Origin of the sequence: Micromonospora sp. 15K316, from assembly GCF_004348525.1 — a bacterium.
In the GTDB taxonomy this organism is placed as follows: domain Bacteria; phylum Actinomycetota; class Actinomycetes; order Mycobacteriales; family Micromonosporaceae; genus Micromonospora.
On sequence record NZ_SMKG01000103.1, the window covers coordinates 1 to 20,654 of the forward strand.

Genomic DNA, 20,654 nt, shown 5'->3' on the forward strand with positions numbered 1-20,654 from the left:
GAGGGGGAGCGTTGCCGGGCGGGGTCAGGCCGGGCGGGCGATGATCCGAGGGTGGCATCTCGTGAGATCGAAGTCATAGCACCGGCCGGCGGGCCACTGCGGCGGCAGTTGCGGGCGACCGCGCCGGTCCAGCTCGACGCCGTCCACCCCCGGTCCACGCCGGGGCTGCCGGACGGGGCGGTGACCGGCCGGCGCCCGAAGGCCTGGGCCCGGGCCCAGGTGCGGCTCGTCGGGGCCGAGCTGGGCCGGCAGCAGGAGATGCTCTACGCGGAGGCGAAGGCGGCCGGGGCCACGTCGGCCCGCACGGGTGCGCCGCGCGGCGGCCGGGGTGCTCTGGCGCGGCGGGTGCTGCTGGTGCTCCAGGCGATGGACTGCGGCGGCAAGGACGGCGTGATCAAGCGGGTGGCCGGGGCCATGAACCCGCTCGGGTTGCACATCCGCTCCTTCGGCCCACCGACGCCGGAGGAGCTGCGGCACGACTTCCTGTGGCGGATCCGGCGGGCGTTGCCGGCCCCCGGCTACCTGGGCGTCTTCAACCGCTCCCACTACGAGGACGTCCTGGCGGCCCGGGTCGAGGCGCTGGTGCCGGAGGCCACCTGGCGGGCCCGGTACGACGAGATCAACGCCTTCGAGCGCGAGTTGACCGAGGGGGGCGTGATCCTGGTCAAGGTCATGCTGCACATCTCCTACGCGGAGCAGGGCGAGCGGCTGCTCGACCGGCTCGACCAGCCGCGCAAGCACTGGAAGTACAGCCCGGCGGACGTGGACGCGCGGAGCCGGTGGAGCGACTACCAGGCCGCGTACGCCGAGGCGCTCAGCCGCTGCGGGACGGAGGCCGCGCCCTGGTTCGTGGTGCCCGCCGATCGGAAGTGGTACCGGGACTGGGCGGTGGCCCATCTGCTCCGGGAGACGTTCGACACCCTTCACCTCGGGTATCCGCCGGCCGGTTTCGACCCGGTACGGGAACGGGAACGGTTGTTGTCAGGGGGCGGCGGAGACGGGTGGGACGCCCGAGGTGAACGTCAGGTGAACGGGCGATGAATGCGGCCTGGCCAGGGGTGGGCCGGGAATTTCCCGCCGCCGACGTTCCCTAGCATTCCCAGGGCAGGCGTCCTGGCGGCGTCCGCCACCCTTCCACCGACACGACGAGGTCCGTGCTGTGAAGTTTTCCTTCCGCCCCACCGAGGGTGCCTTCTACGAGCTCTTCACCAGGGCCGCGCAGAACCTGGTCCGGGGTACCGAGCTGCTCAACGAGCTGGCTCTCCCCGGGGTCGAGGTGCAGTCGGTCAGCGAGCGGTTGACCGAGGTGGAGCACGACAGCGACCAGATCACCCACGAGCTGTACAAGAAGATCAACTCTACCTTCATCACCCCGTTCGACCGGGAGGACATCTACCGGCTCGGCTCGCTGCTCGACGACGTGATGGACCACCTGGAGGCGGTGGGGAACCTCCTCTACCTCTACGGCCTCACGAAGCTGCCGTCGCTGCCCCGGGAGATGCACGAGCTGGTCAACGTGCTCGACCAGCAGGCGAAGCTGACCGCCGAGGCGATGCCCCGGCTCAAGTCGATGAAGGATCTCGAGGACTACTGGATCGAGTGCAACCGGCTGGAGAACGACGGTGACCAGGCGTACCGGATGCTGCTCGTCCGACTCTTCTCCGGCGAGTACGACGCGTTGACCGTGCTGAAGATGAAGGAGGTCGCCGACGAGCTGGAAGCCGCGTGCGACGCCTTCGAGCACGTGGCCAACACAGTCGAGACGATCGCGGTCAAGGAGTCCTGAGCCTGTGACACCCGAACTCATCGCCGTACTGGCGGTGATCGCGGCTGCCCTGGTGTTCGACTACACCAACGGTTTCCACGACGCCGCCAACGCGATCGCGACGAGCGTCTCCACCCGGGCGCTGACTCCCCGGGTCGCCCTCCTGCTGGCCGCGGTCGGCAACTTCGTCGGGGCCCACTTCGGCGCGGGCGTGGCGAAGACGGTCGGCGACGGCCTGGTCACCCTCCCCACCGGCGTGGGGAGCCTCGGGGTCGTCTTCGCCGGCGTGCTCGGCGCGATCTGCTGGAACCTCATCACCTGGTACTTCGGCCTGCCGTCGTCCTCCTCGCACGCGCTCTTCGGTGGTCTGGTCGGCGCCACCCTCCTCGCCGCCGGGGGCGTGGTCCAGTGGATGAACATCGTCGAGAAGGTCATCCTGCCGATGGTGCTTTCGCCGATCGTCGGCCTCACGCTCGGCTACCTGGTGATGCTCGCGATCCTCTGGCTGTTCCGGAAGGGCCAGCCGGGCAAGCTGAACCGGGGCTTCCGTTGGGCGCAGACCGCGTCCGCGGCGGCCATGTCGGTCGGCCACGGCATGCAGGACGCCGCCAAGACCATGGGCATCGTGGTGCTCGCCCTCTACACGGGTGGCTTCCAGGAGAGCAAGACGCACATCCCCGGCTGGGTCTTCTGGACCTCGGCGACCATGCTGGCGCTCGGCACGTACGCGGGCGGCTGGCGGATCATCCGTACCCTCGGCCGCAAGATCATCGACCTGGGTCCGCCGGAGGGCTTCGCGGCCGAGACGGTGGCCAGCGCGGTGCTCTACTTCAACGCCCTGGTGCTCAAGGCGCCGATCTCCACGACACACACGATCACCTCGGCGATCATGGGTGTGGGCGCGACGAAGCGGCTCTCCGCGGTTCGCTGGAACGTCGCGGGCAACATCGTGCTCGCCTGGATCATCACGTTCCCGGCCGCGGCACTGATCGCCTGCATCACGTATCTGGTGGTGCGCCCGCTCTTCGGCTGAGCCCGCGGCTCGCCCAGGAGCCCGGCATCCGGAGCCCGGCTCCGGACGAGACAGGTGGGCAGAGGGCCCCGGTCACCGCGGCGACGGCGACCGGGGCCCCTGGCTATGCGTCGTAGTCGACGCCGATCTGGCCGCGGATGGTGTCGAGCAGGGTCATCACCTCGAGAGTGGTGGAGTGCGGCACCAGGGGGCTCTCCAGCAGCCCTTCGGCCAGGCAGCGCTGCACCTCGATCGCCTCGTACTGGTAACCCCCGCCGGGCACCTCCGCCGAGATGGTCTCCGGCTCGGCGCCGGCCCGGTGCAGGGTCAGCGAGTCGGGCCGGAAGAACGGCGCCGGCAGGTCGATCCGGCCGGTGGTGCCGGTGACCGAGGCGACCAGCGGGGTGGCCCCGATGATGCCGCAGCTGAGCGTCGCGACCGCGCCCGAGTCGTAGCCGAGGACGACGCCGGTGTTCTCGTCCACGCCCTCCGGGCCGATCTTGGCCCAGGACCGGATGTGCTGGGGCACGCCGAGCAGCAGGTGCGCCAGGCTGATCGGGTAGATGCCCAGGTCGAGCAGGGCGCCGCCGCCCAACACGCGGGCGCGCATCCGGTGCTCGGGCGGGAACGGACCGGGCACGCCGAAGTCGGCCTGCACACTGGTCACGGTGCCGATCGCACCCTCGGCGATCAGCTCGACCAGGCGCAGGATCAGCGGGTTGGTCCGCATCCACATGGCCTCCATGAGGAAGACCCCGGCGGCGCGGGCGGTCTCGACGAGCTCCCTGCTGCTCGCCGCGTCCAGCGTGAACGGCTTCTCCAGCAGCACCGCCCGACCGGCCGAGAGGCAGGTCATGGCGGCCGCGTGGTGGGCGGAGTGCGGCGTCGCCACGTACACGACGTCGACCTCCGGGTCCGCGGCCAGCTCCGCCCAGGAGCCGTAGGCGCGCGGTACCCGGTGCTTCTCCGCGAAGAGCTGCGCGCTCTCCGGCGTACGCGACGCCACCGCGACCAGCTCGGCGTCCGGCACCAGCCGGAGGTCCTCGACGAAGCGAGCGGCGATGTGGCCGGTGGCCAGAATGCCCCAACGAGTCATGGCAGCAACGCTAGTCCAGGCAGGTGAACGGTCGATCATGCTCTCCCGGCGCCGCGACTAGGCTCACGGCATGACGATCGACCCCGCCGGCTTCCCCGCACCGCCGGCCCTGGTGGAGCACGCCCGGCGGTTCCGTGCCGAGGGCGGTGTGCCGGCGGCGCCCCGGGTGGCCGCCACCGTGCTGCTGCTCCGTCCGGCCGGCGCCGGCTTCGAGGTCTACCTGATCCGGCGGGTCGCCGCGATGGCCTTCGGCGGGATGTACGCCTTTCCCGGCGGCGGGGTGGACCGGTCGGACTCCGAGGCCCACCTGGACTGGGCCGGCCCGGCGCCGGCCGAGTGGGGCGAGCGGCTGGGGCTCGCGCCCGACGCCGCGCAGGCGGTGGTCTGCGCGGCGGCCCGCGAGGTCTTCGAGGAGGCCGGGGTGCTGCTCGCCGGCGCGGATCCGGCGAGCGTCCTCGGCGACGTGAGCGGGGACGAGTGGGAGACCGCCCGGGTGGCCCTGGAACAGCGCGAGGTGGGCTTCGCGCAGTTGCTCGCCGATCGCCGGCTCACCCTCCGCTCCGACCTGCTGCTGCCCTGGAGCCGCTGGATCACGCCGGAGTTCGAGCCGCGCCGCTTCGACACGTACTTCTTCGTGGCCCTGCTGCCCGAGGGGCAGCGGACCCGGGACGTCTCCCGCGAGGCCGACCGGACGCTCTGGCTCCCGCCGGCGGAGGCCCGGGCCCGGGCCGAGGCGGGTGAGCTGAACATGTTGCCGCCGACCCTCGTGACGCTGGGGCAGGTGGCCGCGGCGGGCGATCTGGCCGGGGTGGCGCGCGCCGCCGCCGACCGGGACGCGGCGACGCCGGTCACCCCGCGCCTGGACGATCCCGAGGGCGGCGAACCGCGCTTCCGGCTGCGCTGACCGTACGGAAGAGGGTGGCCGCCCCCTGGGGGACGACCACCCTCTTCGTCATCCGCGCCGCCCGTGCGGGGCGACGTCGACGGCCGGCTCAGCCGAAGCGGCCGGTGATGTAGTCCTCGGTCTTCTTCTGGCTCGGGTTGCTGAAGATCTTCTGGGTGTTGTCGTACTCGATGAGGCGGCCGGGGTCGCCGGTCTTCTCGATCGAGAAGAAGGCCGTACGGTCCGAGACCCGGGCGGCCTGCTGCATGTTGTGCGTGACGATGATGATGGTGAACTTGTCCTTGAGCTGGAACATCAGGTCCTCGATGGCCAGCGTGGAGATCGGGTCGAGCGCCGAGCAGGGCTCGTCCATCAGGACCACTTGGGGCTCGACCGCGATCGTCCGGGCGATGCAGAGCCGCTGCTGCTGACCGCCGGAGAGGCCGGCGCCGGGCTTGCCGAGCCGGTCCATGACCTCGTCCCAGAGGTTCGCGGAGCGCAGCGCCTTCTCGGCGGCCTCGTCGAGGATCGACTTCTTCCGTACGCCGTTGAGGCGCAGCCCCGCCACCACGTTCTCGTAGATGCTCATGGTGGGGAACGGGTTGGGCCGCTGGAAGACCATTCCGATCATGCGCCGGACGGCGGTCACGTCGACGTCCCGGTCGTAGATGTCCTGGTCGTCAATGGTGAGGCTGCCCTCGACCCGGGCACCGGGGAGCACCTCGTGCATCCGGTTGATCGAGCGGAGGAAGGTCGACTTGCCGCAGCCGGACGGGCCGATCAGGGCGGTGACCGTCTTCGGCTCGACGGTGATGTTGATGTTCTCGATCGCCTTGAAGGCGCCGTAGTAGGCGGTGACGTTCGAGGCTTCGATGCGCTTGGCCATGGTGGTGGTACCTCCGAAGTTCATCGGCCGAGCCGGTTACGACGGGCCAGCAGCTTCGCCGCGATCGTCAGGATCAGGACGAGGGCTACCAGGGTGAGGGCCGCGGCCCACGCCCGGGCGGGGGCGTACCGCGACGCGTCGCCGGCCTGCTGGTAGACGAAGAGCGCAAGCGACGACTGGTTGTTCTCGAACGGGTTGAAGTTGATCGCCGCGCCACCGCCGGCGACGAGCAGCACCGGCGCGGTCTCGCCGGCCGCACGGGCGACGGCGAGCATCACGCCGGTCACGATGCCCGGCAACGCGGTCGGCAGCACGACCCGCAGGATGGTCTTCCACTTCGGCACGCCGAGGGCGTACGCGCCCTCGCGCAGCGGAGCCGGAACGAGGCGGAGCATCTCCTCGGTGGAGCGCACCACCGTGGGGAGCATCAGCACGCTCAGCGCGAGCGCGGCGGCGAAGCCGGAGAAGCTGGGTCGGCCGTCGTTGAACCACGGCGAGACGATCAGCACCCAGAAGGCGAGCACGAAGAGACCGGAGACGATCGACGGGATGCCGGTCATGACGTCGACGAAGAAGCGGATCGCGAAGGCGAACTTGCCCCGGCCGTACTCGACGATGTAGATGGCGCAGAGGATGCCGAGCGGGACGGAGATCAGGGCGGCGACGCCGACCTGTTCCAGGGTGCCGATGATGGCGTGGTAGGCGCCACCGTTCGGGTCCCGGGCCCCGATGTTGTTCATCGAGGTGAGGAAGAAGTCGCCGTCGAGCCGCTCGACGCCCTTGCTGATCAGCGTCCAGGCCACCGACGCCAGCGGCAGGACGGCGAGCACGAACGCCGAGTGGATCAGTGCGCTCCAGGTGCGGTTGCGGGCCGCCCGCCGCCCCTCGACGGCGTTCGCCGCGACGAAGAGCCCGACCAGGTAGAGCAGCGCGCCGAGGACGACCACGAGCACCGGGCCGCCGATGCCGGCGCCGTACACCACGACGGCGGCGACCAGCAGCGCGGCGAGCGCGATGGCCGGTGCGGCGTACCGGGGGAGTCGCTTCGCCCGCAGGGTGTCCGGCTGGGCGGCCGGGCGGGGGCGGTGGCTGGTGACGGTGGTGGTCATGCGGCCGACTCCGTGAACTCTCGCCGGCGGTAGATGATCACCCGCGCGGTGATGTTGACGATCAGCGTGATCGCGAAGAGCACCAGGCCGGAGGCGATGAGCGCGCCCCGTCCGGTCTCGTTCGCCTCGCCGAACGTGTTGGCGATGTTCGCGGCGATGCTGTTACCGCCGTTCTCGATCAGGTTGAACGAGATGTTGAAGGTGATGCCGAGGGTCATCGCGAGCGCGATGGTCTCGCCGAGCGCGCGACCCAGGCCGAGCATGACCGCGGCGATGATGCCGGGACGGCCGTACGGCAGCACCGCGGTCCGCAGCATCTCCCAGCGGGTGGCGCCCAGGGCGAGGGCGGCCTCCTCGTTGGCGGTCGGGGTCTGTAGGAACACCTCGCGGGAGAGCGAGGTGATGATCGGCAGCACCATGATCGCGAGTACCAGCGAGCCGAGCAGGATCGACTTGCCGAACGGGCCCTCGCCGCCGAAGAGCGGGATCCAGCTGAAGTACTTGTTCAACCAGATCGAGAAGTCGTGCACCGGCCGTAGGAAGATCTCCCGGCCCCAGAGGCCGAAGACCACGCTGGGTACGGCGGCGAGCAGGTCGATCAGGAAGCCGAGGGTGGTGCCGACCCGGCGTGGCGCGTAGTGGGAGAGGTAGAGCGCGATGCCCAGGGCGACCGGCACCGCCACCAGCAGCGCGAGGGCGGCGGTGAGGACGGTGCCGAAGGCGAGAGCGCCGATGCCGAACTTCGGCTCCGCGTCGTTCGGGAACCAGCCTTCGAAGGTCCAGAAGTTCTCGGTGTCGGCGCGCAGTGCCGGCACCGCCTTCGCGACCAGGAAGACCGCGATCGCTGCGATGATGACCAGGACCACTGTGCCTGCGGCCAGCGTGAGGCCCCGGAAGGCTCGCTCGGCGCCGAACGCCCGGGCCCGCGGCAACGCGCCGCCGCCGCCCAGCCCGGTGCCGCCCGGGGTACGGGTGCTGACTGGTGCCTCGGCCACACGCGCCGAGGCACCGGTGGGACGCTCGTGACCTTCAGTCACGCGGGTCCCGCCGGTGCCGGCGTCGGCCGAGCGGTGGGGGGTTTCACCCATCTGCTCGCTCGATTCGATTGCGGAGGTGGTGTGTCAGGTCAGGAGATGTTCTTGACGGCGGCCTCGACCTTGGTGCGGACGGTCTCCGGCAGCGGGGCGTAGCCGAGCTCGGTAAGCGAGTTCTGGCCCTCGGCGCTGGCGGCGTAGCTCAGCAGACCCTTGACCAGCGGCAGCTTGTCGGCGGCGAGACCCTTGCTGCAGACGATCTCGTAGGTCGCCAGGACGATCGGGTAGGCCCCGGCCTCCTTGGTGTTGTAGTCGATCGACAGCTTCAGGTCGTCGCCCTGACCGGCGATCGTGGCGCCGGCGATGGTCTTGCCGGCCGACTCGGCGGTCAGCGCCGCGAACTCGCCCGCACCGTTACCGACCTTGGCCATCTTGAGGCCGCCGTTCTCGGCGTACGACCACTCGACGTAGCCGATGGTGCCGGCCTGGCCCTTGATGGCGCTGGCCACGCCGTCCGACTTCGCGGCACCGGTGCCACCCGGGGCCTTCCACTCCTTGGCCTTGCCGAAGGTCCAGTCGGCCTCGGCGGTCTTGCTCAGAAAGTCGGTGAAGTTGTCGGTGGTGCCGGAGGAGTCCGAGCGGTGCACTGCGTTGATGGCGGTCGACGGCAGCGTGACACCGGGGTTGTCGGCCTTGATGGCCGCGTCGTCCCACTTGGTCACCTTGCCGGCGAAGATCTTGGCCAGGGTGGCCGGCTTGAGCTGGAGGTTGTCCACGCCGTCGAGGTTGTAGGCGATGGCCACCGGGCCGATCACCATCGGCAGGTTGATGGCCTGGCCGCCGGGGCACTTGGCGTCGGCCTGCGGCTGCTCCTCCGGCTTCAGCGCGGAGTCGGAGCCGGCGAAGTCGGCGGTGCCGGCGATGAAGGCCTGGATGCCCGCGCCGGAGCCGCTGGGCTCATAGTTGATCTTAGCGTCGGTGCACTTCTGCTGGTACGCCTTGATCCACTCGTCCATGGCGTTTTTCTGGGCTGAAGAGCCCTGAGCGTTGATGGTGCCGGTCGCGCAGTCGGCCGCGGCGGCCGAGCCGGAGGCGCCGGTCGCGGGCTCGTTGTTGTCCGAGCCGCATGCGCTGAGAGCGAACGTCGCGGTAAGAGCGAGCGTGGCAATCGCGCCGAGCCGCTGGAGCTTCACCTGAGGGGTTTCCCTTCACGTCTGACTTGGCGCCCCGGTGTCGGCCCGGGGGGAACCGGCAGTGACCGGCCGATTCCACAAGTTAGGAGCGCCAGGTAGCCGGTTCGCCGGTCGCAAGTGAACGTGAGGTGAACAGGTCTGACAGACGAGGTGACCGCTCGCCGAGGGCGGGTTGTCCGTTAAGTGAACTCGCGGACGCGTGTCGGAAGTATGGCTATATTTCCGGTCGGCTGTTACTGCCCCGTGCCGAACCTGTTATCCCGGGGAGACCGGTCGGGGTGGGCGCGGCGGAGACCTGGCGGGTCAGTCCCGGTGGTAGTTCACGTGCGCCGACCAGGGCAGGAAGCCGAGCCGCTGGTAGAGAGCGACCGCCGGGCCGTTCGACTCGTCGACGTAGAGCATCACCCGGTCCAGCCCGCGCTGGTCCCGCAGGTACGCGAGGCCGGCCGCGGTCAGCACCCGGCCCAGACCACCGCGGTGCGCGGCGGGGTCCACCCCGAGCACGTAGACCTCGCCGATCCGGGCCGAGCCCGGGCGTTCGTGCACCTTCGTCCAGTGGAACCCGAGCAGGAGGCCGCTCGACTCCTCCACCGCGAGCAGGAAACCGGCGGCGTCGAACCACGGCTCGGCCAGCCGTACGCGCAGGTCGTCGGCGGTCCATCGGCCCTGTTCGGGATGCTCGGCGAAGGCTCGCGCGTTGAGCGCCAGCCAGGCGTCGTCGTCGACGCCGGGCCGGAAGGCGCGCACCGTCACGCCGTCGGGCAGGGCGGGCTCGGCCAGCGGGGCGGTCAGCGAGCGGCGCAGTTGCCAGAGCACCCGCGCCCGGGCGAAGCCGAGGTCGACCGCGAGCGCGGCGGCGGACGGGTGGTCGCCGTGCGCCCAGGCACGCAGCGGGCCGGTGGCCGCGGCCAGTGCGCCCCGGGCCAGGGCGCGGCCGGTGCCGCGCCGCCGGTGCCCGGGGCGCACCACCAGTTCGACTCCGACGCCGGCGCCCGGGTCGGTGGTGTCCAGGTGGGCGTACCCGGTCAGCGTCCCGTCGTCGGCCCGGGCCACCAGGTGCACAGCGGGCGCCTCGGGGTCCCGCAGGCGCAGCAGGGTGTGCTCGTCGAAGGGGTCGGCCCCGTCGGTGTCGCCGGCCGCGCGGGCCAGGGTCAGCACGTCGGCGATCTCCGCGGCGGAGAGCCGGTCGGCACGGGTCACCTGGTCGGGCGTGGGCTCGGCGCTGCTCATCCGTCCACCGTAGCCCGGCGCGTTCCGGCGGCCGCCGTCCCCCGTTGGGGTCGGCTCACGTCCGGTCGGTGGGCAGCGCCTCCAGCTCGAACCGCGCGGTCAGCTCCGGAAGGATCTGCCAGAGGGCTTCCACGGTGCCCTGCCGGTTCCCGCCCGCGTCGTGCATCAGCACCACCGAGCCCGGCTCGATCTGGGAGGTGACGGTCGCGGCGATTCGCGCGGCTCCGGGCGCCTGCCAGTCGGACGGGTCCACTGTCCAGTGCAGTGGCGTCATGCCGAGCGCGTTCGCCACGGAGACGACCGGGTAGGTCCAGGCGCCGCCGGGCTGCCGGTACCAGACGATCGGGGCGTCGGGGGCGGCGGCCCGGATGGCCCGGTTGGTGCGGAGCAGGTCGGCCCGGATGGCGTCCGGTGACCGCTTGCCGAGGGCGATGTCGTGGTTCCAGGAGTGGTTGCAGAGGGTGTGCCCGTCGGCGACGATCGCCCGGACCAGGTCGGGGTGGCTCTCCGCCATCTCGCCCACCACGCAGAAGGTGGCCCGGACGCCGAACTCGCGCAGCGCGTTGAGGACCTGCGGGGTGTACTGCGGATCCGGCCCGTCGTCGAAGGTCAGCGCGACCCGCTCGTCGCCGGTGGTGGTGTGCGCCCCGAAGAGGCTGTCGCCGGTGGCGTCGGTCGTCGACCCGTCCTGTCCGGCCTCGGACGGTGTGCTCCGGTCGCCGCCCTGGTCCGCCTGGTCGCTCTCGGTGGGTTCGACCGAGGGCTGGTCGGCGTAGTGGCCGCCGTTCAGGTCGCCGGTGACCCCGGTGGCGCTGTGCTGTGGTCGGTCCGGGATGAGGCTCCGGCCGAGCGCGTACGCCGAGCCGAGCAGTGCGGCCACCACCAGGACGGCGATCGCGGCCGCGCGTCCGGTCGAGCCGGGCCGCAGCAACTCTCCTACCCGGCCGTTTCGCCAGGTGCCGCCCCCGTTGGTCATCGCGCGTGCCACCATGCCTTTCGCCATCAATCAGGCAGTCAGAATAGATCCGACTATCGAGGCGAAAGGGGCATATGGGAAAAGCTTGGGAGGAGTTCGGGTCAGACCGGCAGCGGCGCGGGCTCCGACTCGGGCAGCGGACGCGCCGGCGGCACCACGAACTTGTAGCCCACCTGGCGGACCGTGCCGATCATCGACTCGTACTCCGAGCCGAGCTTGGCCCGCAGCCGCCGGACGTGCACGTCCACGGTGCGGGTGCCGCCGAAGTAGTCGTACCCCCAGACCTCGCGCAGGAGCTGGTCACGGGTGAACACCCGGCCCGGGTGCTGCGCCAGGAACTTCAGCAGCTCGAACTCCTTGTAGGTGAGGTCGAGCGGCCTTCCCTTGAGCTTCGCCGCGTAGGTGTCCGGATCGATCGTCAGCTCCCCGGCCCGGATCGAGCCGCCGGCGCCCGCTGCGGCGCTGGTGTGCCGCCCCACCGCCAGCCGTAGCCGCGCCTCCACCTCGGCCGGGCCCGCCGAGGCGAGGATGACGTCGTCGACGCCCCAGTCGGCGTTCAGCGCGATCAGCCCGGCCTCGGTGACCACCGCGACCAGGGGCACGCCGAGGCCGGTGGCGTGCAGCATCCGGCACGTCGCGCGCGCCTCGGTCAGCTCGGAACGGGCGTCCACCAGCACCGCGTCCGGGCTGGGACCGGAGACCAGGGTGCGTACGTCGCGCGGCGCGGTGCGTACCGAGTGCGGCAGCAGGTCGAGTGCCGGCAGCACGGTGGACGGCTCACCTGCGCGGGCGCCCACCAGCAGCAGGATCTCCACGATCACCTCCGTCCCGGCGGCCGGTCGGCCGCGCGCGACCAGCGACACTCCGGTCGAGGGGTGTGCTGAGAACTAGCGTGGGTCCCGGCGTCTCTGACGGGCGGGTAACGGCATGAGCCTAACCGATCGGTCTCCCCGCGCCCCCGGGTCGTTTCCCGTTTGTTCGCTTTGTCCGCGATCGGCGCTCGGGTTTTAACGTTGCCGAAACCGTGACCCCCGTACGGGCGGGCGGGGCCTCCGCTCCGCGCGGCCGGTCTGGCACGATCGGGGCGTGTTTCCCTCCACCTCGCCCGAGGCGGGTCGCGACCCGTGGTCCGACGAGCCCCGGCCCGGGCCGACCTACGGTCCGCCGCCGGAGCAACGTAGTGCGCCCGGCGCCGACGACGGCGAGCGCCGCGGGCGGCGCGGACCCCGCCGGATCCGGCGGGGCGGTGAGCCGGCACGCCGACCGGACGACGCGGCCGACGAGCCGGAGGAGGAGGAGATCCCGCCGGTCGAGGTCCGGCGACCGCTCTCCCTCGCCGTCGCGGGCTTCTCCGTACTGCTCGGGATCGGCCTGGTGCTCGGGGCGCAGACCTCCGGCCCGGGGCACCGGCTGCCCTTCGCGATCATCATCCTCGGCGTCCAGCTGCTCTTCGTGCTCGCCTGGACGATGGCCATGCGCCCGCCCGCGCTGCTGCTCGTCGCGCTGGTCAGCGTCGGCGTGGCGGTGGCGGCCGACGTGGCGGCGGTGCAGTCGGAGGTCGCCGGGCTGGCGCCGCTCGGCTACGTCGCGGCCGGCGGCTTCCTCCTCGGCGTGCTCGGTCAGCTGGTACGCCGGGTCGACCGGGTCCGGGTCACCGACTCGCTCGGCAGCACCCTGCTGATCGTGGTGGGCGTGGTCGCCTTCGGCACGCTCATCGTGCTGAGCCGGGTCCCCGCGGGCACCCAGGCCATCACCGTCTGCCTGACCGCCAGCGGCGTCGCGCTCACCGTCGCCCGGGCCGTCGACGCGGTGGCGCCCTGGCCGCGGCTCGCCCCGCAGGTGCCTCGTGGCGCCGCCGGCGTGGTCGGCGGCGCGATGGTCGGCACGCTGGTCAGCGCGGTGCTCGGCAGCTACCTCGTGGCCCCCTTCACGCCGACCAAGGCCGCGATCATCGGTCTGGTCGCGGCGGTCGCCGCAGTGCTGGCCGATCTCGCCGTGGGGTACGCCGAGGCGGGCCGGCTGATGGCCGGCGAGGCGCCGACGATGTGGATCGCCCGGCACATGCAGGGTCCGCTCGGCGGCTTCGCGCTGGCCGCCCCGGCGGCCTACGCGATGTGCATGCTCTTCCTCTGAACGTACGGTTGAGCCCGATGCCGGTCGGGTACCAAGCGGGCGCCACGGCGCGGCACCGGCAGCGACGACCCGCCGCGCCGGGTGGACGTGACAGGACGAGCCGCGCAGCGGCCCACGGACAGGAGGCGGCGTGGCTCAGGCCCAACCGGCGTATGTGGAACGTACCCGGCGGCGGGGGCGACGGGCGCTCGTCGTGCTCGTCGTGTTGCTCCTGCTGCTGGTCGGGATCCTGGTGATCGGCGACCGGGTGGCGGTCGGGGTGGCCGAGCGCGCCATCACCGACCAGGTCCGCCAGGAGGTGGCCAAGCAGGGCGCGCAGTCCGCCCCGCCGGAGGTCGAGGTCGGCGGCTTCCCGTTCCTGACCCAGGTGCTCGACGGCCGGTACGAGCGCATCTCCATCGTGCTGCGGGAGGTCCGCGGCTCCGTCCAGGGCGACGCGGTCAGCCTGCCGAGGCTCGACGTCGACGCGCGCGACGTCAGCGCCTCGCTGGACACCATCCGCTCCGGGCAGGGCGAGGTGGTCGCGAAGACGGTGCACGGCACCGCCGTCATCAGCTACGACAGCCTCGCCGCCCTGCTCGACCGGCCCGGGCTCAAGCTCAGCGAGCAGGGTGGGAAGCTGGCCGTCACCGCGCCGGTGGACGTCCTCGGCCAACAGCTCACCGTCACCGGCACCGCCGACGTGGCGGTCGGCGAGCAGGGGAAGGTCAGCCTCCGCTTCAACGACCTGAACGCCGAGGGGCTGCCGGACGTCCCGCTGGCGCGCACGTTGCTGAACAACTACGCCCGGAGCATCTCCGTCGACGTGCCCCTGCCCGAACTGCCCTTCCAGCTCACCGTCCGCGAGGTCCGGCCGACGCCGGAGGGGTTGACGGTCACCGCGGACGCGGCCGACGTGCCCCTCAACTCCGGGGGCTGAGCTCGCCGACCGGCTGCATCGTGCCGGGCGGCGGTTCCCGGATGCTGGTCGACACCCTGGCGCCCGGCGCCATGACTGATAGGCTCGCTGCCCATGGGGACCCTCCTCACCAAACGGCGCGCGGTCGACCTGTGCCGCGTGGCCACCTGCCTGTGTCGTCCCGTCATCTGACGGCGGGGCTGTCCTCGGCCGCCTGACGCGGCCATCGGCACGCAGGGTCCGCGTACCCTCCGGTGCTTCCACCCCATCCGCCCGGCAGCGGCGCCGTCGCACGAACCCGTGATCCGTCCTAACCCATGGGTCCCGCGCGTGGTGCGACATCGGCAATCTTCGTTTCTCACGCGCTGACTCACCGCCCATCCTCACAGGGAGTGATCTGATGAGTCGCGACACCGCACTCGTGTCGGCCGACTGGGCCGAGAAGAACCTCGACACCCCGGGTGTCGTCTTCGTCGAGGTCGACGAGGACACCTCCGCCTACGAGACCGGCCACCTCGCCGGCGCGATCAAGCTGGACTGGCGGACCGACCTGCAGGACCCGGTCCGTCGGGACTTCGTGAACAAGAGCCAGTTCGAGGCGCTCCTCTCCGAGCGTGGCATCAGCAACGACGACACCGTCGTCCTCTACGGCGGCAACAACAACTGGTTCGCCGCCTACGCCTACTGGTACTTCACGCTCTACGGGCACCGGGACGTCAAGCTGCTCGACGGTGGCCGCAAGAAGTGGGAGCTGGACGCCCGCCCGCTGGTCAAGGACGCGGTGACCCGGCCCGCCACGCAGTACGTCGCGCAGGAGCCGAACACCTCGATCCGCGCCTTCCGCGACGAGGTGGTCGCCGCCATCGGCACGAAGAACCTGGTCGACGTGCGCTCGCCCGACGAGTTCGCCGGCCGGCTGCTCGCCCCCGCGCACCTGCCCCAGGAGCAGGCGCAGCGGGCCGGGCACATCCCGACAGCGATCAGCGTGCCCTGGTCGAAGGCGGCCAACGAGGACGGCACCTTCAAGTCGGACGACGAGCTGCGCCGGATCTACGCCGACGCGGGGCTCGACGACGGCAAGGAGACCATCGCGTACTGCCGGATCGGTGAGCGCTCCTCGCACACCTGGTTCGTGCTCCAGGAGCTGCTCGGGCACCGCAACGTGAAGAACTACGACGGCTCCTGGACCGAGTACGGCTCGCTGGTCGGCGTGCCGGTCGCGCTCGGCGACGAGCCCGGGGAGGTGTGAGTCGTGACTGCTCCTGTCGCTCCCACCGCCGCGGGCTGCGCCGCACCCGACCAGGCCGCGCCGCTGCCCGCCAGCCTCGACCTGGAGAAGGAGACCGTCATCAGCGGCGTGGTCCGCTCCGCCGACGGTGAGGTCGTGCCCGGCGCGTACGTCCGGCTGCTCGACTCGAGCGGCGAGTTCACCGCCGAGGTGGTGACCTCGGCGGCCGGCGAGTTCCGCTTCTTCGCCGCGCCGGGCACCTGGACCCTGCGCGCGCTCTCCCGGCACGGCAACGGCGACACCAGCGTGACCGCCGGTCGGGGCGTCAACGAGGTCTCCGTGACCGTCGCCTCCTGACCCACGCTCTGATCGTCCCGGGGCCGGTCACCCGCACGGGTGACCGGCCCCGGGCGTGCACCGCGGCGGGTCGGGCATCCGGTGGACGGGAGCCCACCACCCGGGCCGGGAGGCGACGCGGGTCCGGGCGGATGGGCGCCGCGTGACACGATGGCTCGGTGAGCGGTGCTGTCCAGACGGGGTACGCCCCGCCGACCGGTCCTGACGCCGCGGTCCCCGGTCGCCGCCGCTGGCTGCTGGTCGCGACCGTCGCCTGGGCACTGCTGCTCGCGCTGCTCGCCTGGACGTCGGTGCGCGACGACCCACCCACCGTGCGTGAGCAACGCACCCTCTTCGAGGCCGGCCCGCTGGTCGACCGGGCCGTCGGCGAGCTGGCCGCCGCCGCCGGCGCCGCCGTGCTGGAGCTGACCCCGCCGCAGGTCGAGCGGGGTTGCCGGATCAGCCCGCTGGCCGAAGGCGCGACCCTGAGCCGAGGTGTGGCGGTGGCCGCGACCGAGGGGGGCGAGCGGCAGCTGCTGGAGGGGATCGCCGACCGGCTGCCGCCCGAGTGGCGGGCGGGGGTGCGGATGACACCGGACGGGCTCCGGCTGCGCGCCGACGCCGGTGAGTTCGTCGCCGTGGCGGGCCGGCCCGCCGGCGAACGCCGGTTCCAGCTGACCGTCGACACCGGCTGCCGCCCGATCGGCGCCGGCTACCCGCGGAGCGGGAACGCCGCGACGCCCGGCGCGGAGGCGACCGCGCTCACCGACGCGCTGCGTGCCCTCGGCCTCCCCGCCGAGGCCGCCCCGGAGCTGGTGACCGCCCGCTGTCCCGGCGGCGGCGTCACCCGTACCGCCCGCTCCGCCGCCGACCTCGGCCCGCAGCCGCAGGTCGCCGCGCTCGCCCCGCTCGCCACGGGCGGCCCGCTGCTCGAGACCGCGGAGGTGTACGCCTACCGCACCGGCCGCAGCACCGTCGTGCTCGACACCACCGGCGACGCCCCGCACCTCGCCGCCACCACCGCCTGCGCCTGACCCGCCCGCCGCCCGCGCCTCACCTGCCCGCCCGGATCCCCGGCGGGCTGCCGAGCCGGTTCCGGCCGGCGAAGACCCGCCGTCGACGGGCGCGCCGAATCGGCGAACGTCAGGGGCGCCGGCCGTCCGTCGGGGTGCGGCTGCGGCCGAGCGCGTCGACCCGGCCCCACCGCCCCGGGATGTCGAGCAACTCGATGCGGCCCATGCCCTCCGGCACGGCCGGGTCGATGACCAGGTGCTCACCCTGCGGTTCGAGGCCGAGCATGACCCGCAGCAGCAACAGCGGCGTACCGGTCGACCAGGCCTGTGGGCTGCACGCGGTCGGGTACATCACCGGATAGTCGGTGAGGCTGCGGTGGTATCCGGCGAACGCCTCGGGCAGCCGGCCGTTGAAGTAGTGGGAGGCGGCGAGCATCGCGTCGCAGATGCGCCCGGCCTCCTCGCGGTAGCCGTACCGTCGCAGACCCCAAGCGATTATCGAGTTGTCGAACGGCCAGACGGTGCCCACGTGGTAGCCGATGGGGTTGTAACGGCCCTGGTCGTCGGCGAGGGTACGCACACCCCAGCCGGAGAAGAGCCGCGGCCCGAGCAGGTGGTCGACGATCCGCCCGGCCCGCTCCTCGTCCACGATGCCGCTCCAGAGCAGGTGGCCGATGTTCGAGGAGAGGGCGTCGACGTGCCCGCCGTCGGCGTCGAGAGCGAGCGCGTAGTACTCCTTCTCAGGGATCCAGAAGTCGCGGTTGAACCGCTCCTTCAGCTCCGCCGCCTCGCGTTCGAGCCGGTCGGCGTACTCCGGGTCGTTCCAGAACGTGCGGGCGAGTCGGGCGCCCCGGATCTTCGCGTCGTAGGCGTAGCCCTGGAGTTCGCAGGTGGCCCGGGGGAAGCCGGGCAGCCGCCCGTCCGCGTACGAGATCGAGTCCGGCGAGTCCTTCCAGCAGTGGTTCACCAGACCCGTCCGCGGGTTGCGGGTCTGGTACCAGACGTAGCCCGTGCCGAGCAGGTCGCCGTAGCTGTCGATCCACCCCAACGCCGCCCGCGCCGCCGACTCCAGCAGGAGCACGAGCTGGCTGTCGCCGGTCCACCGTTCGTACTCGTCGAGGAGGATGACGAAGAGCGGCGTCGAGTCGGCGGAGCCGTAGTACGGCGAGTGCGGCTGCTCCTCGAAGCCGGCCGTCTCGCCGTAGCGGAGTTCGTGCAGGATCTTCCCCGGCTCCTCGTCCCGGAAGTCGTCCACCCGGTGCCCCTGGAGACCACCCAGGATCTGCAGGGTGGGCGGGATCAGCTCGGGCAGGTACGGCAGCACCTGGAGCGAGGTGAACATGCTGTCCCGGCCGAAGAGGGTCATGAACCAGGGGAGCCCGGCGGCGAGCAGCCGGACGCCGAGCGCGATCGACTCGTAGCGCAGGGCCGCGAGGTCGTTGAGGCTCTGCCGGTACGCGGTGGCGAGCGGCTCGCAGTCGCAACCGAGCTTCGGCGCCCGCTCGACGAATTCGCTCTGCTCGGCCTCGATGACGGCCATGTCCCGGCTGCCGCCGTAGCGCAGGCTGGAACGGATGTCCTCGCCGCGTGCGCCGTACACGATGGTCGCCGCGTGCAACCGGGTGGTCCACTCGCCGTGCCGGCCCACCCGGACGTGGAACGTCATGCCCGCCACGTCGATGTCCGCCGGTTCGCTGGTCGTGACCACCGTCTCCCGGCGGAACGCCTCCCGCCGGTAGGTGAGGCGGAGCTCGTTGCCGCTCACCGTCGCCGTCGTCCGACCCCTCTTCTGCCGCGGGCTCTTGATCTCGAAGAGGTCGGCGAAGTCGGCGCCGATGTCGAGCCGCAGGGTGAACTCGACAGCCTCTCCCGAGTGGTTGAGCACGGTCAGCTCCTCGGTGAAGCTGCCGCCGATCGCCCGGCTGCGGATCACCGAGACGTTGGCGTCGAGGTAGTGGGTCGGCTCGCCGGGGGCCAGGAAGAACCGGGTGCGGTAGGACTTCGCGTCGTCGATGGAGAGCGCGTGCAGGCGCTCCCCGTCGAGGGTGAGCAGCCAGGTGGAGAGGAACCGGGTGTCGAAGGAGAAGAGGCCGGTGGGGAAGTCGAAGGAGGGCTCGACGTCACCACGCCGGTCGCTCACCAGGAAGGTGCTGCCGTCCAGGATGCTGACCAGGTCCTTCACGTCGGTCGTCCGGTCTGCTGGCGCGCCACCTCACGGGGGTCCCGGGTGCCGGGCGGGTCGGGGAAGAACCGGCGGAAGACCAGGAAGAGCACGACGTTCCCGCTGAACGTGCTCTCGTTGCGGAACACGGCGGCGACGCCCTGCGCCTGCCCGCACACCATCCGCTCGAAGAGGTCCGCGCTGCTGTACCAGATCGCGTCGGCCGCGGCGCGCTCGCGGCTCACCTCCACCGCTCCGGGCCGCATCCGGACCAGCCAGTGCTCGGTGGTGCCACCGCTCACCGAGAGGTCGATCTGGAGGGTGCCGCTCACCAGCCCGCGCAGGATCTCGGGGGCGCGTGCCGGTAGCGATTCGAAGAACCGCTCGATGGCCTCGCCCACAGCAGAATCGTAGGCAGCAACCGGACATGTCGGGCCGGTATCGGCATTGCTCGGCCGTGATGGTTGACCGACGGGACCGGGAGGGCGAGCCGTCAGTAGACGAGCGCCTGCGCGCCCTCCGCCATCGCCTCCTCGACGAAGACCGCCGCGCCGGCGATCCGGACGCCCGGCAGCACGTCGTCCGGGCCGATCTCCCGCCGCGCGGCGCACTGGGTGCAGGCGGTGACCGTGCCGGTGGTGAGCAGCACGTGCAGCAGCTCGGCCAGCGGGGCCGAGTGCGGCAGGTCGAACTCCTCGGCGCGGCCGGGCAGCGCGAACCAGGTCGACTCGCCGGTCAGCCAGAGCGAGACCTCCACTCCGGCGGCGGCGGCCGTGGCGGCGACCGTGAACGCCTGGGCGCACCGCTCCGGGGCGTCCGCACCGGCGGTGGCCTTGACGACGAGAGTACGGGCCATGGGGCCCAGCATAGGATGGCCGCGATGGTTACCGAGATCGGGTTCGTCAGCCTGCTGGTCGCCGGCCTGGGCGCGCTCGCCGGTGGCCTGATCTATCTGGCCGTACGCATCTCGAGAGGCAACTGGTGAGCGCGAACCCGTCGGAGGACAACCCGCTGGCGCCACCCCCGTGGCTGAACGCGCCGCCCGTCGACCCCTACCCGTACGAGGAGAGCCACGACCTGCGGGTCGGTCCGAAGCTGCACCCGACGCTGGACGGGCTGCTGCCGTACATCGGGTTGTGGCGGGGTCGCGGGCGGGGCGGTTACCCCACCGTCGAGGACTTCGACTTCGCGCAGGAGATCCGGATCAGCCACGACGGGCGCCCGTTCCTCTCCTACGAGTCGCGCGCCTGGATCCTCGACGAGCAGAGCCGGCCGGTGCGCCCGGCCGGCCGCGAGGTGGGCTGGTGGCGGCCGGTGCTCGACGGTGACCGGGCCACCGACGAGATCGAGGCGCTGATGACGAATCCGACCGGGGTGATGGAGCTCTACCTCGGGCGGCGCAAGGGCACCCAGGTCGAGCTGGTCACCGACGCCGTGGTGCGGACGTCGACGGCCAAGGAGGTCACCGCGGGGCACCGCCTCTTCGGCATCGTCGAGGGCGCGCTGCTCTACGCCCAGGACATGGCGGCGGTCGGCCAGGGGCTCAACCCGCACCTCTCCGCCCGCCTCATCCGCGTCGGCGGCTGACCCGCCCACCTCCGTCGATCTCGGGGTCGGCGGGGCCCCCGCCGGGTGGCCCGCCGACTCGGGATCACGTCCTCTCGACGGGGAAGCCCACGAGCTCCTGCAGGGCGGGGGCGC

23 protein-coding genes are annotated in these 20,654 nt (G+C 71.9%); 12 read left to right on the top strand and 11 right to left on the bottom strand.

What is annotated here, in order from left to right; translation table 11 throughout:
* The first annotated feature begins 51 nt into the window (after positions 1-51).
* The 3 genes from E1211_RS19435 (at position 52) to E1211_RS19445 (ending at position 2,798) form a co-directional block, all read left to right on the top strand.
* Complete coding sequence (locus E1211_RS19435) at positions 52-1,041, top strand: PPK2 family polyphosphate kinase (protein ID WP_371686174.1); 990 nt, start codon at positions 52-54, stop codon at positions 1,039-1,041.
* A gap of 118 nt (positions 1,042-1,159) precedes the next feature.
* Entirely contained in the window at positions 1,160-1,786 is a 627-nt protein-coding gene (locus E1211_RS19440; protein ID WP_076466922.1) for a DUF47 domain-containing protein, read from the top strand.
* 4 nt (positions 1,787-1,790) lie between these two features.
* Positions 1,791-2,798, top strand: coding sequence for an inorganic phosphate transporter (locus E1211_RS19445; protein ID WP_132350430.1), 1,008 nt, complete (start codon positions 1,791-1,793; stop codon positions 2,796-2,798).
* Positions 2,799-2,901: 103 nt separating this feature from the next.
* Here E1211_RS19445 and E1211_RS19450 read toward each other — a convergent pair whose 3' ends face one another.
* Positions 2,902-3,873, bottom strand: coding sequence for a Gfo/Idh/MocA family protein (locus E1211_RS19450; protein ID WP_132350431.1), 972 nt, complete (start codon positions 3,871-3,873; stop codon positions 2,902-2,904).
* A gap of 70 nt (positions 3,874-3,943) precedes the next feature.
* Here E1211_RS19450 and E1211_RS19455 point away from each other — a divergent pair, with 70 nt between their 5' ends.
* The gene (locus tag E1211_RS19455; protein WP_132350432.1) at positions 3,944-4,777 is read left to right on the top strand and encodes an NUDIX domain-containing protein; all 834 of its coding nucleotides are present in this window, start codon (positions 3,944-3,946) and stop codon (positions 4,775-4,777) included.
* An 88-nt stretch (positions 4,778-4,865) separates the two neighbouring features.
* On the opposite strand, the gene pstB is transcribed toward E1211_RS19455, so the two are convergent.
* The 7 genes from pstB to E1211_RS19490 all read right to left on the bottom strand — a co-directional run bounded on the left by pstB (position 4,866) and on the right by E1211_RS19490 (position 12,005).
* Entirely contained in the window at positions 4,866-5,642 is a 777-nt protein-coding gene (gene pstB / locus E1211_RS19460; protein ID WP_132350449.1) for a phosphate ABC transporter ATP-binding protein PstB, read from the bottom strand.
* Positions 5,643-5,662: 20 nt separating this feature from the next.
* Positions 5,663-6,751, bottom strand: coding sequence for a phosphate ABC transporter permease PstA (gene pstA / locus E1211_RS19465; protein WP_132350433.1), 1,089 nt, complete (start codon positions 6,749-6,751; stop codon positions 5,663-5,665).
* Positions 6,748-7,839, bottom strand: coding sequence for a phosphate ABC transporter permease subunit PstC (gene pstC, locus E1211_RS19470; protein WP_132350434.1), 1,092 nt, complete (start codon positions 7,837-7,839; stop codon positions 6,748-6,750). Before pstC ends, pstA begins: the two co-directional genes overlap by 4 nt.
* 38 nt (positions 7,840-7,877) lie before the next feature.
* A complete protein-coding gene (gene pstS / locus E1211_RS19475; RefSeq protein WP_132350435.1) occupies positions 7,878-8,978 on the bottom strand; it encodes a phosphate ABC transporter substrate-binding protein PstS in 1,101 nt (366 codons plus the stop codon).
* Between the two features lie 303 nt (positions 8,979-9,281).
* Positions 9,282-10,208, bottom strand: a complete 927-nt coding sequence (gene mshD, locus E1211_RS19480) for a mycothiol synthase (protein ID WP_132350436.1) — start codon at positions 10,206-10,208, stop codon at positions 9,282-9,284.
* A 55-nt stretch (positions 10,209-10,263) separates the two neighbouring features.
* Entirely contained in the window at positions 10,264-11,184 is a 921-nt protein-coding gene (locus E1211_RS19485) for a polysaccharide deacetylase family protein (RefSeq protein WP_132350437.1), read from the bottom strand.
* Positions 11,185-11,285: 101 nt separating this feature from the next.
* Positions 11,286-12,005 (bottom strand): response regulator transcription factor, encoded by a 720-nt coding sequence (locus E1211_RS19490; protein WP_207915431.1) that lies wholly within the window; start codon positions 12,003-12,005, stop codon positions 11,286-11,288.
* A 265-nt stretch (positions 12,006-12,270) separates the two neighbouring features.
* On the opposite strand from E1211_RS19490, the gene E1211_RS19495 reads away from it, so the two are divergent.
* The 6 genes from E1211_RS19495 to E1211_RS19515 all read left to right on the top strand — a co-directional run bounded on the left by E1211_RS19495 (position 12,271) and on the right by E1211_RS19515 (position 16,813).
* On the top strand, positions 12,271-13,317 hold the full coding sequence (locus E1211_RS19495) for a hypothetical protein (protein WP_132350439.1): 1,047 nt from the start codon (positions 12,271-12,273) through the stop codon (positions 13,315-13,317).
* Positions 13,318-13,447: 130 nt separating this feature from the next.
* Entirely contained in the window at positions 13,448-14,236 is a 789-nt protein-coding gene (locus E1211_RS19500) for a DUF2993 domain-containing protein (RefSeq protein WP_132350440.1), read from the top strand.
* Positions 14,237-14,329: 93 nt separating this feature from the next.
* Positions 14,330-14,407 carry an Ms5788A family Cys-rich leader peptide gene (locus E1211_RS33930; RefSeq protein ID WP_311202345.1) on the top strand — a complete coding sequence of 26 codons (78 nt, stop codon included), beginning with the start codon at positions 14,330-14,332 and terminating at the stop codon, positions 14,405-14,407.
* Positions 14,408-14,615: 208 nt separating this feature from the next.
* Positions 14,616-15,464, top strand: coding sequence for a sulfurtransferase (locus tag E1211_RS19505; RefSeq protein ID WP_132350441.1), 849 nt, complete (start codon positions 14,616-14,618; stop codon positions 15,462-15,464).
* A gap of 3 nt (positions 15,465-15,467) precedes the next feature.
* A complete protein-coding gene (locus tag E1211_RS19510) occupies positions 15,468-15,800 on the top strand; it encodes a DUF1416 domain-containing protein (RefSeq protein ID WP_132350442.1) in 333 nt (110 codons plus the stop codon).
* A 158-nt stretch (positions 15,801-15,958) separates the two neighbouring features.
* Positions 15,959-16,813, top strand: coding sequence for a hypothetical protein (locus tag E1211_RS19515; RefSeq protein ID WP_132350443.1), 855 nt, complete (start codon positions 15,959-15,961; stop codon positions 16,811-16,813).
* A 109-nt stretch (positions 16,814-16,922) separates the two neighbouring features.
* On the opposite strand, the gene E1211_RS19520 is transcribed toward E1211_RS19515, so the two are convergent.
* From E1211_RS19520 to E1211_RS19530, 3 genes are all read right to left on the bottom strand, one after another.
* Positions 16,923-18,974 (bottom strand): glycogen debranching N-terminal domain-containing protein, encoded by a 2,052-nt coding sequence (locus tag E1211_RS19520; RefSeq protein ID WP_132350444.1) that lies wholly within the window; start codon positions 18,972-18,974, stop codon positions 16,923-16,925.
* Complete coding sequence (locus E1211_RS19525) at positions 18,971-19,354, bottom strand: SCP2 sterol-binding domain-containing protein (protein ID WP_132350445.1); 384 nt, start codon at positions 19,352-19,354, stop codon at positions 18,971-18,973. Before E1211_RS19525 ends, E1211_RS19520 begins: the two co-directional genes overlap by 4 nt.
* A 92-nt stretch (positions 19,355-19,446) precedes the next feature.
* Entirely contained in the window at positions 19,447-19,821 is a 375-nt protein-coding gene (locus E1211_RS19530; RefSeq protein WP_132350446.1) for a DsrE family protein, read from the bottom strand.
* Between the two features lie 12 nt (positions 19,822-19,833).
* Between E1211_RS19530 and mtfM the strand changes: the two genes are divergently transcribed.
* Positions 19,834-19,938 carry a small membrane protein MtfM gene (gene mtfM, locus E1211_RS33805; protein WP_267900765.1) on the top strand — a complete coding sequence of 35 codons (105 nt, stop codon included), beginning with the start codon at positions 19,834-19,836 and terminating at the stop codon, positions 19,936-19,938.
* The gene (locus E1211_RS19535) at positions 19,935-20,540 is read left to right on the top strand and encodes an FABP family protein (RefSeq protein ID WP_132350447.1); all 606 of its coding nucleotides are present in this window, start codon (positions 19,935-19,937) and stop codon (positions 20,538-20,540) included. The genes mtfM and E1211_RS19535 overlap by 4 nt, the downstream gene beginning before the upstream one ends.
* The last annotated feature ends 114 nt before the right edge of the window (positions 20,541-20,654 follow it).

Excerpts from the sequence above, each read along its gene's own strand:
- E1211_RS19450 (WP_132350431.1), bottom strand. The coding sequence starts at position 3,873 with ATGACTCGTTGGGGCATTCTGGCCACCGGCCACATCGCCGCTCGCTTC.
- E1211_RS19455 (WP_132350432.1), top strand. The coding sequence starts at position 3,944 with ATGACGATCGACCCCGCCGGCTTCCCCGCACCGCCGGCCCTGGTGGAG.
- pstB (WP_132350449.1), bottom strand. The coding sequence starts at position 5,642 with ATGGCCAAGCGCATCGAAGCCTCGAACGTCACCGCCTACTACGGCGCC.
- pstA (WP_132350433.1), bottom strand. The coding sequence starts at position 6,751 with ATGACCACCACCGTCACCAGCCACCGCCCCCGCCCGGCCGCCCAGCCG.
- pstC (WP_132350434.1), bottom strand. The coding sequence starts at position 7,839 with ATGGGTGAAACCCCCCACCGCTCGGCCGACGCCGGCACCGGCGGGACC.
- mshD (WP_132350436.1), bottom strand. The coding sequence starts at position 10,208 with ATGAGCAGCGCCGAGCCCACGCCCGACCAGGTGACCCGTGCCGACCGG.
- E1211_RS19485 (WP_132350437.1), bottom strand. The coding sequence starts at position 11,184 with ATGACCAACGGGGGCGGCACCTGGCGAAACGGCCGGGTAGGAGAGTTG.
- E1211_RS33930 (WP_311202345.1), top strand. The coding sequence starts at position 14,330 with ATGGGGACCCTCCTCACCAAACGGCGCGCGGTCGACCTGTGCCGCGTG.
- E1211_RS19505 (WP_132350441.1), top strand. The coding sequence starts at position 14,616 with ATGAGTCGCGACACCGCACTCGTGTCGGCCGACTGGGCCGAGAAGAAC.
- E1211_RS19530 (WP_132350446.1), bottom strand. The coding sequence starts at position 19,821 with ATGCTGGGCCCCATGGCCCGTACTCTCGTCGTCAAGGCCACCGCCGGT.
- mtfM (WP_267900765.1), top strand. The coding sequence starts at position 19,834 with ATGGTTACCGAGATCGGGTTCGTCAGCCTGCTGGTCGCCGGCCTGGGC.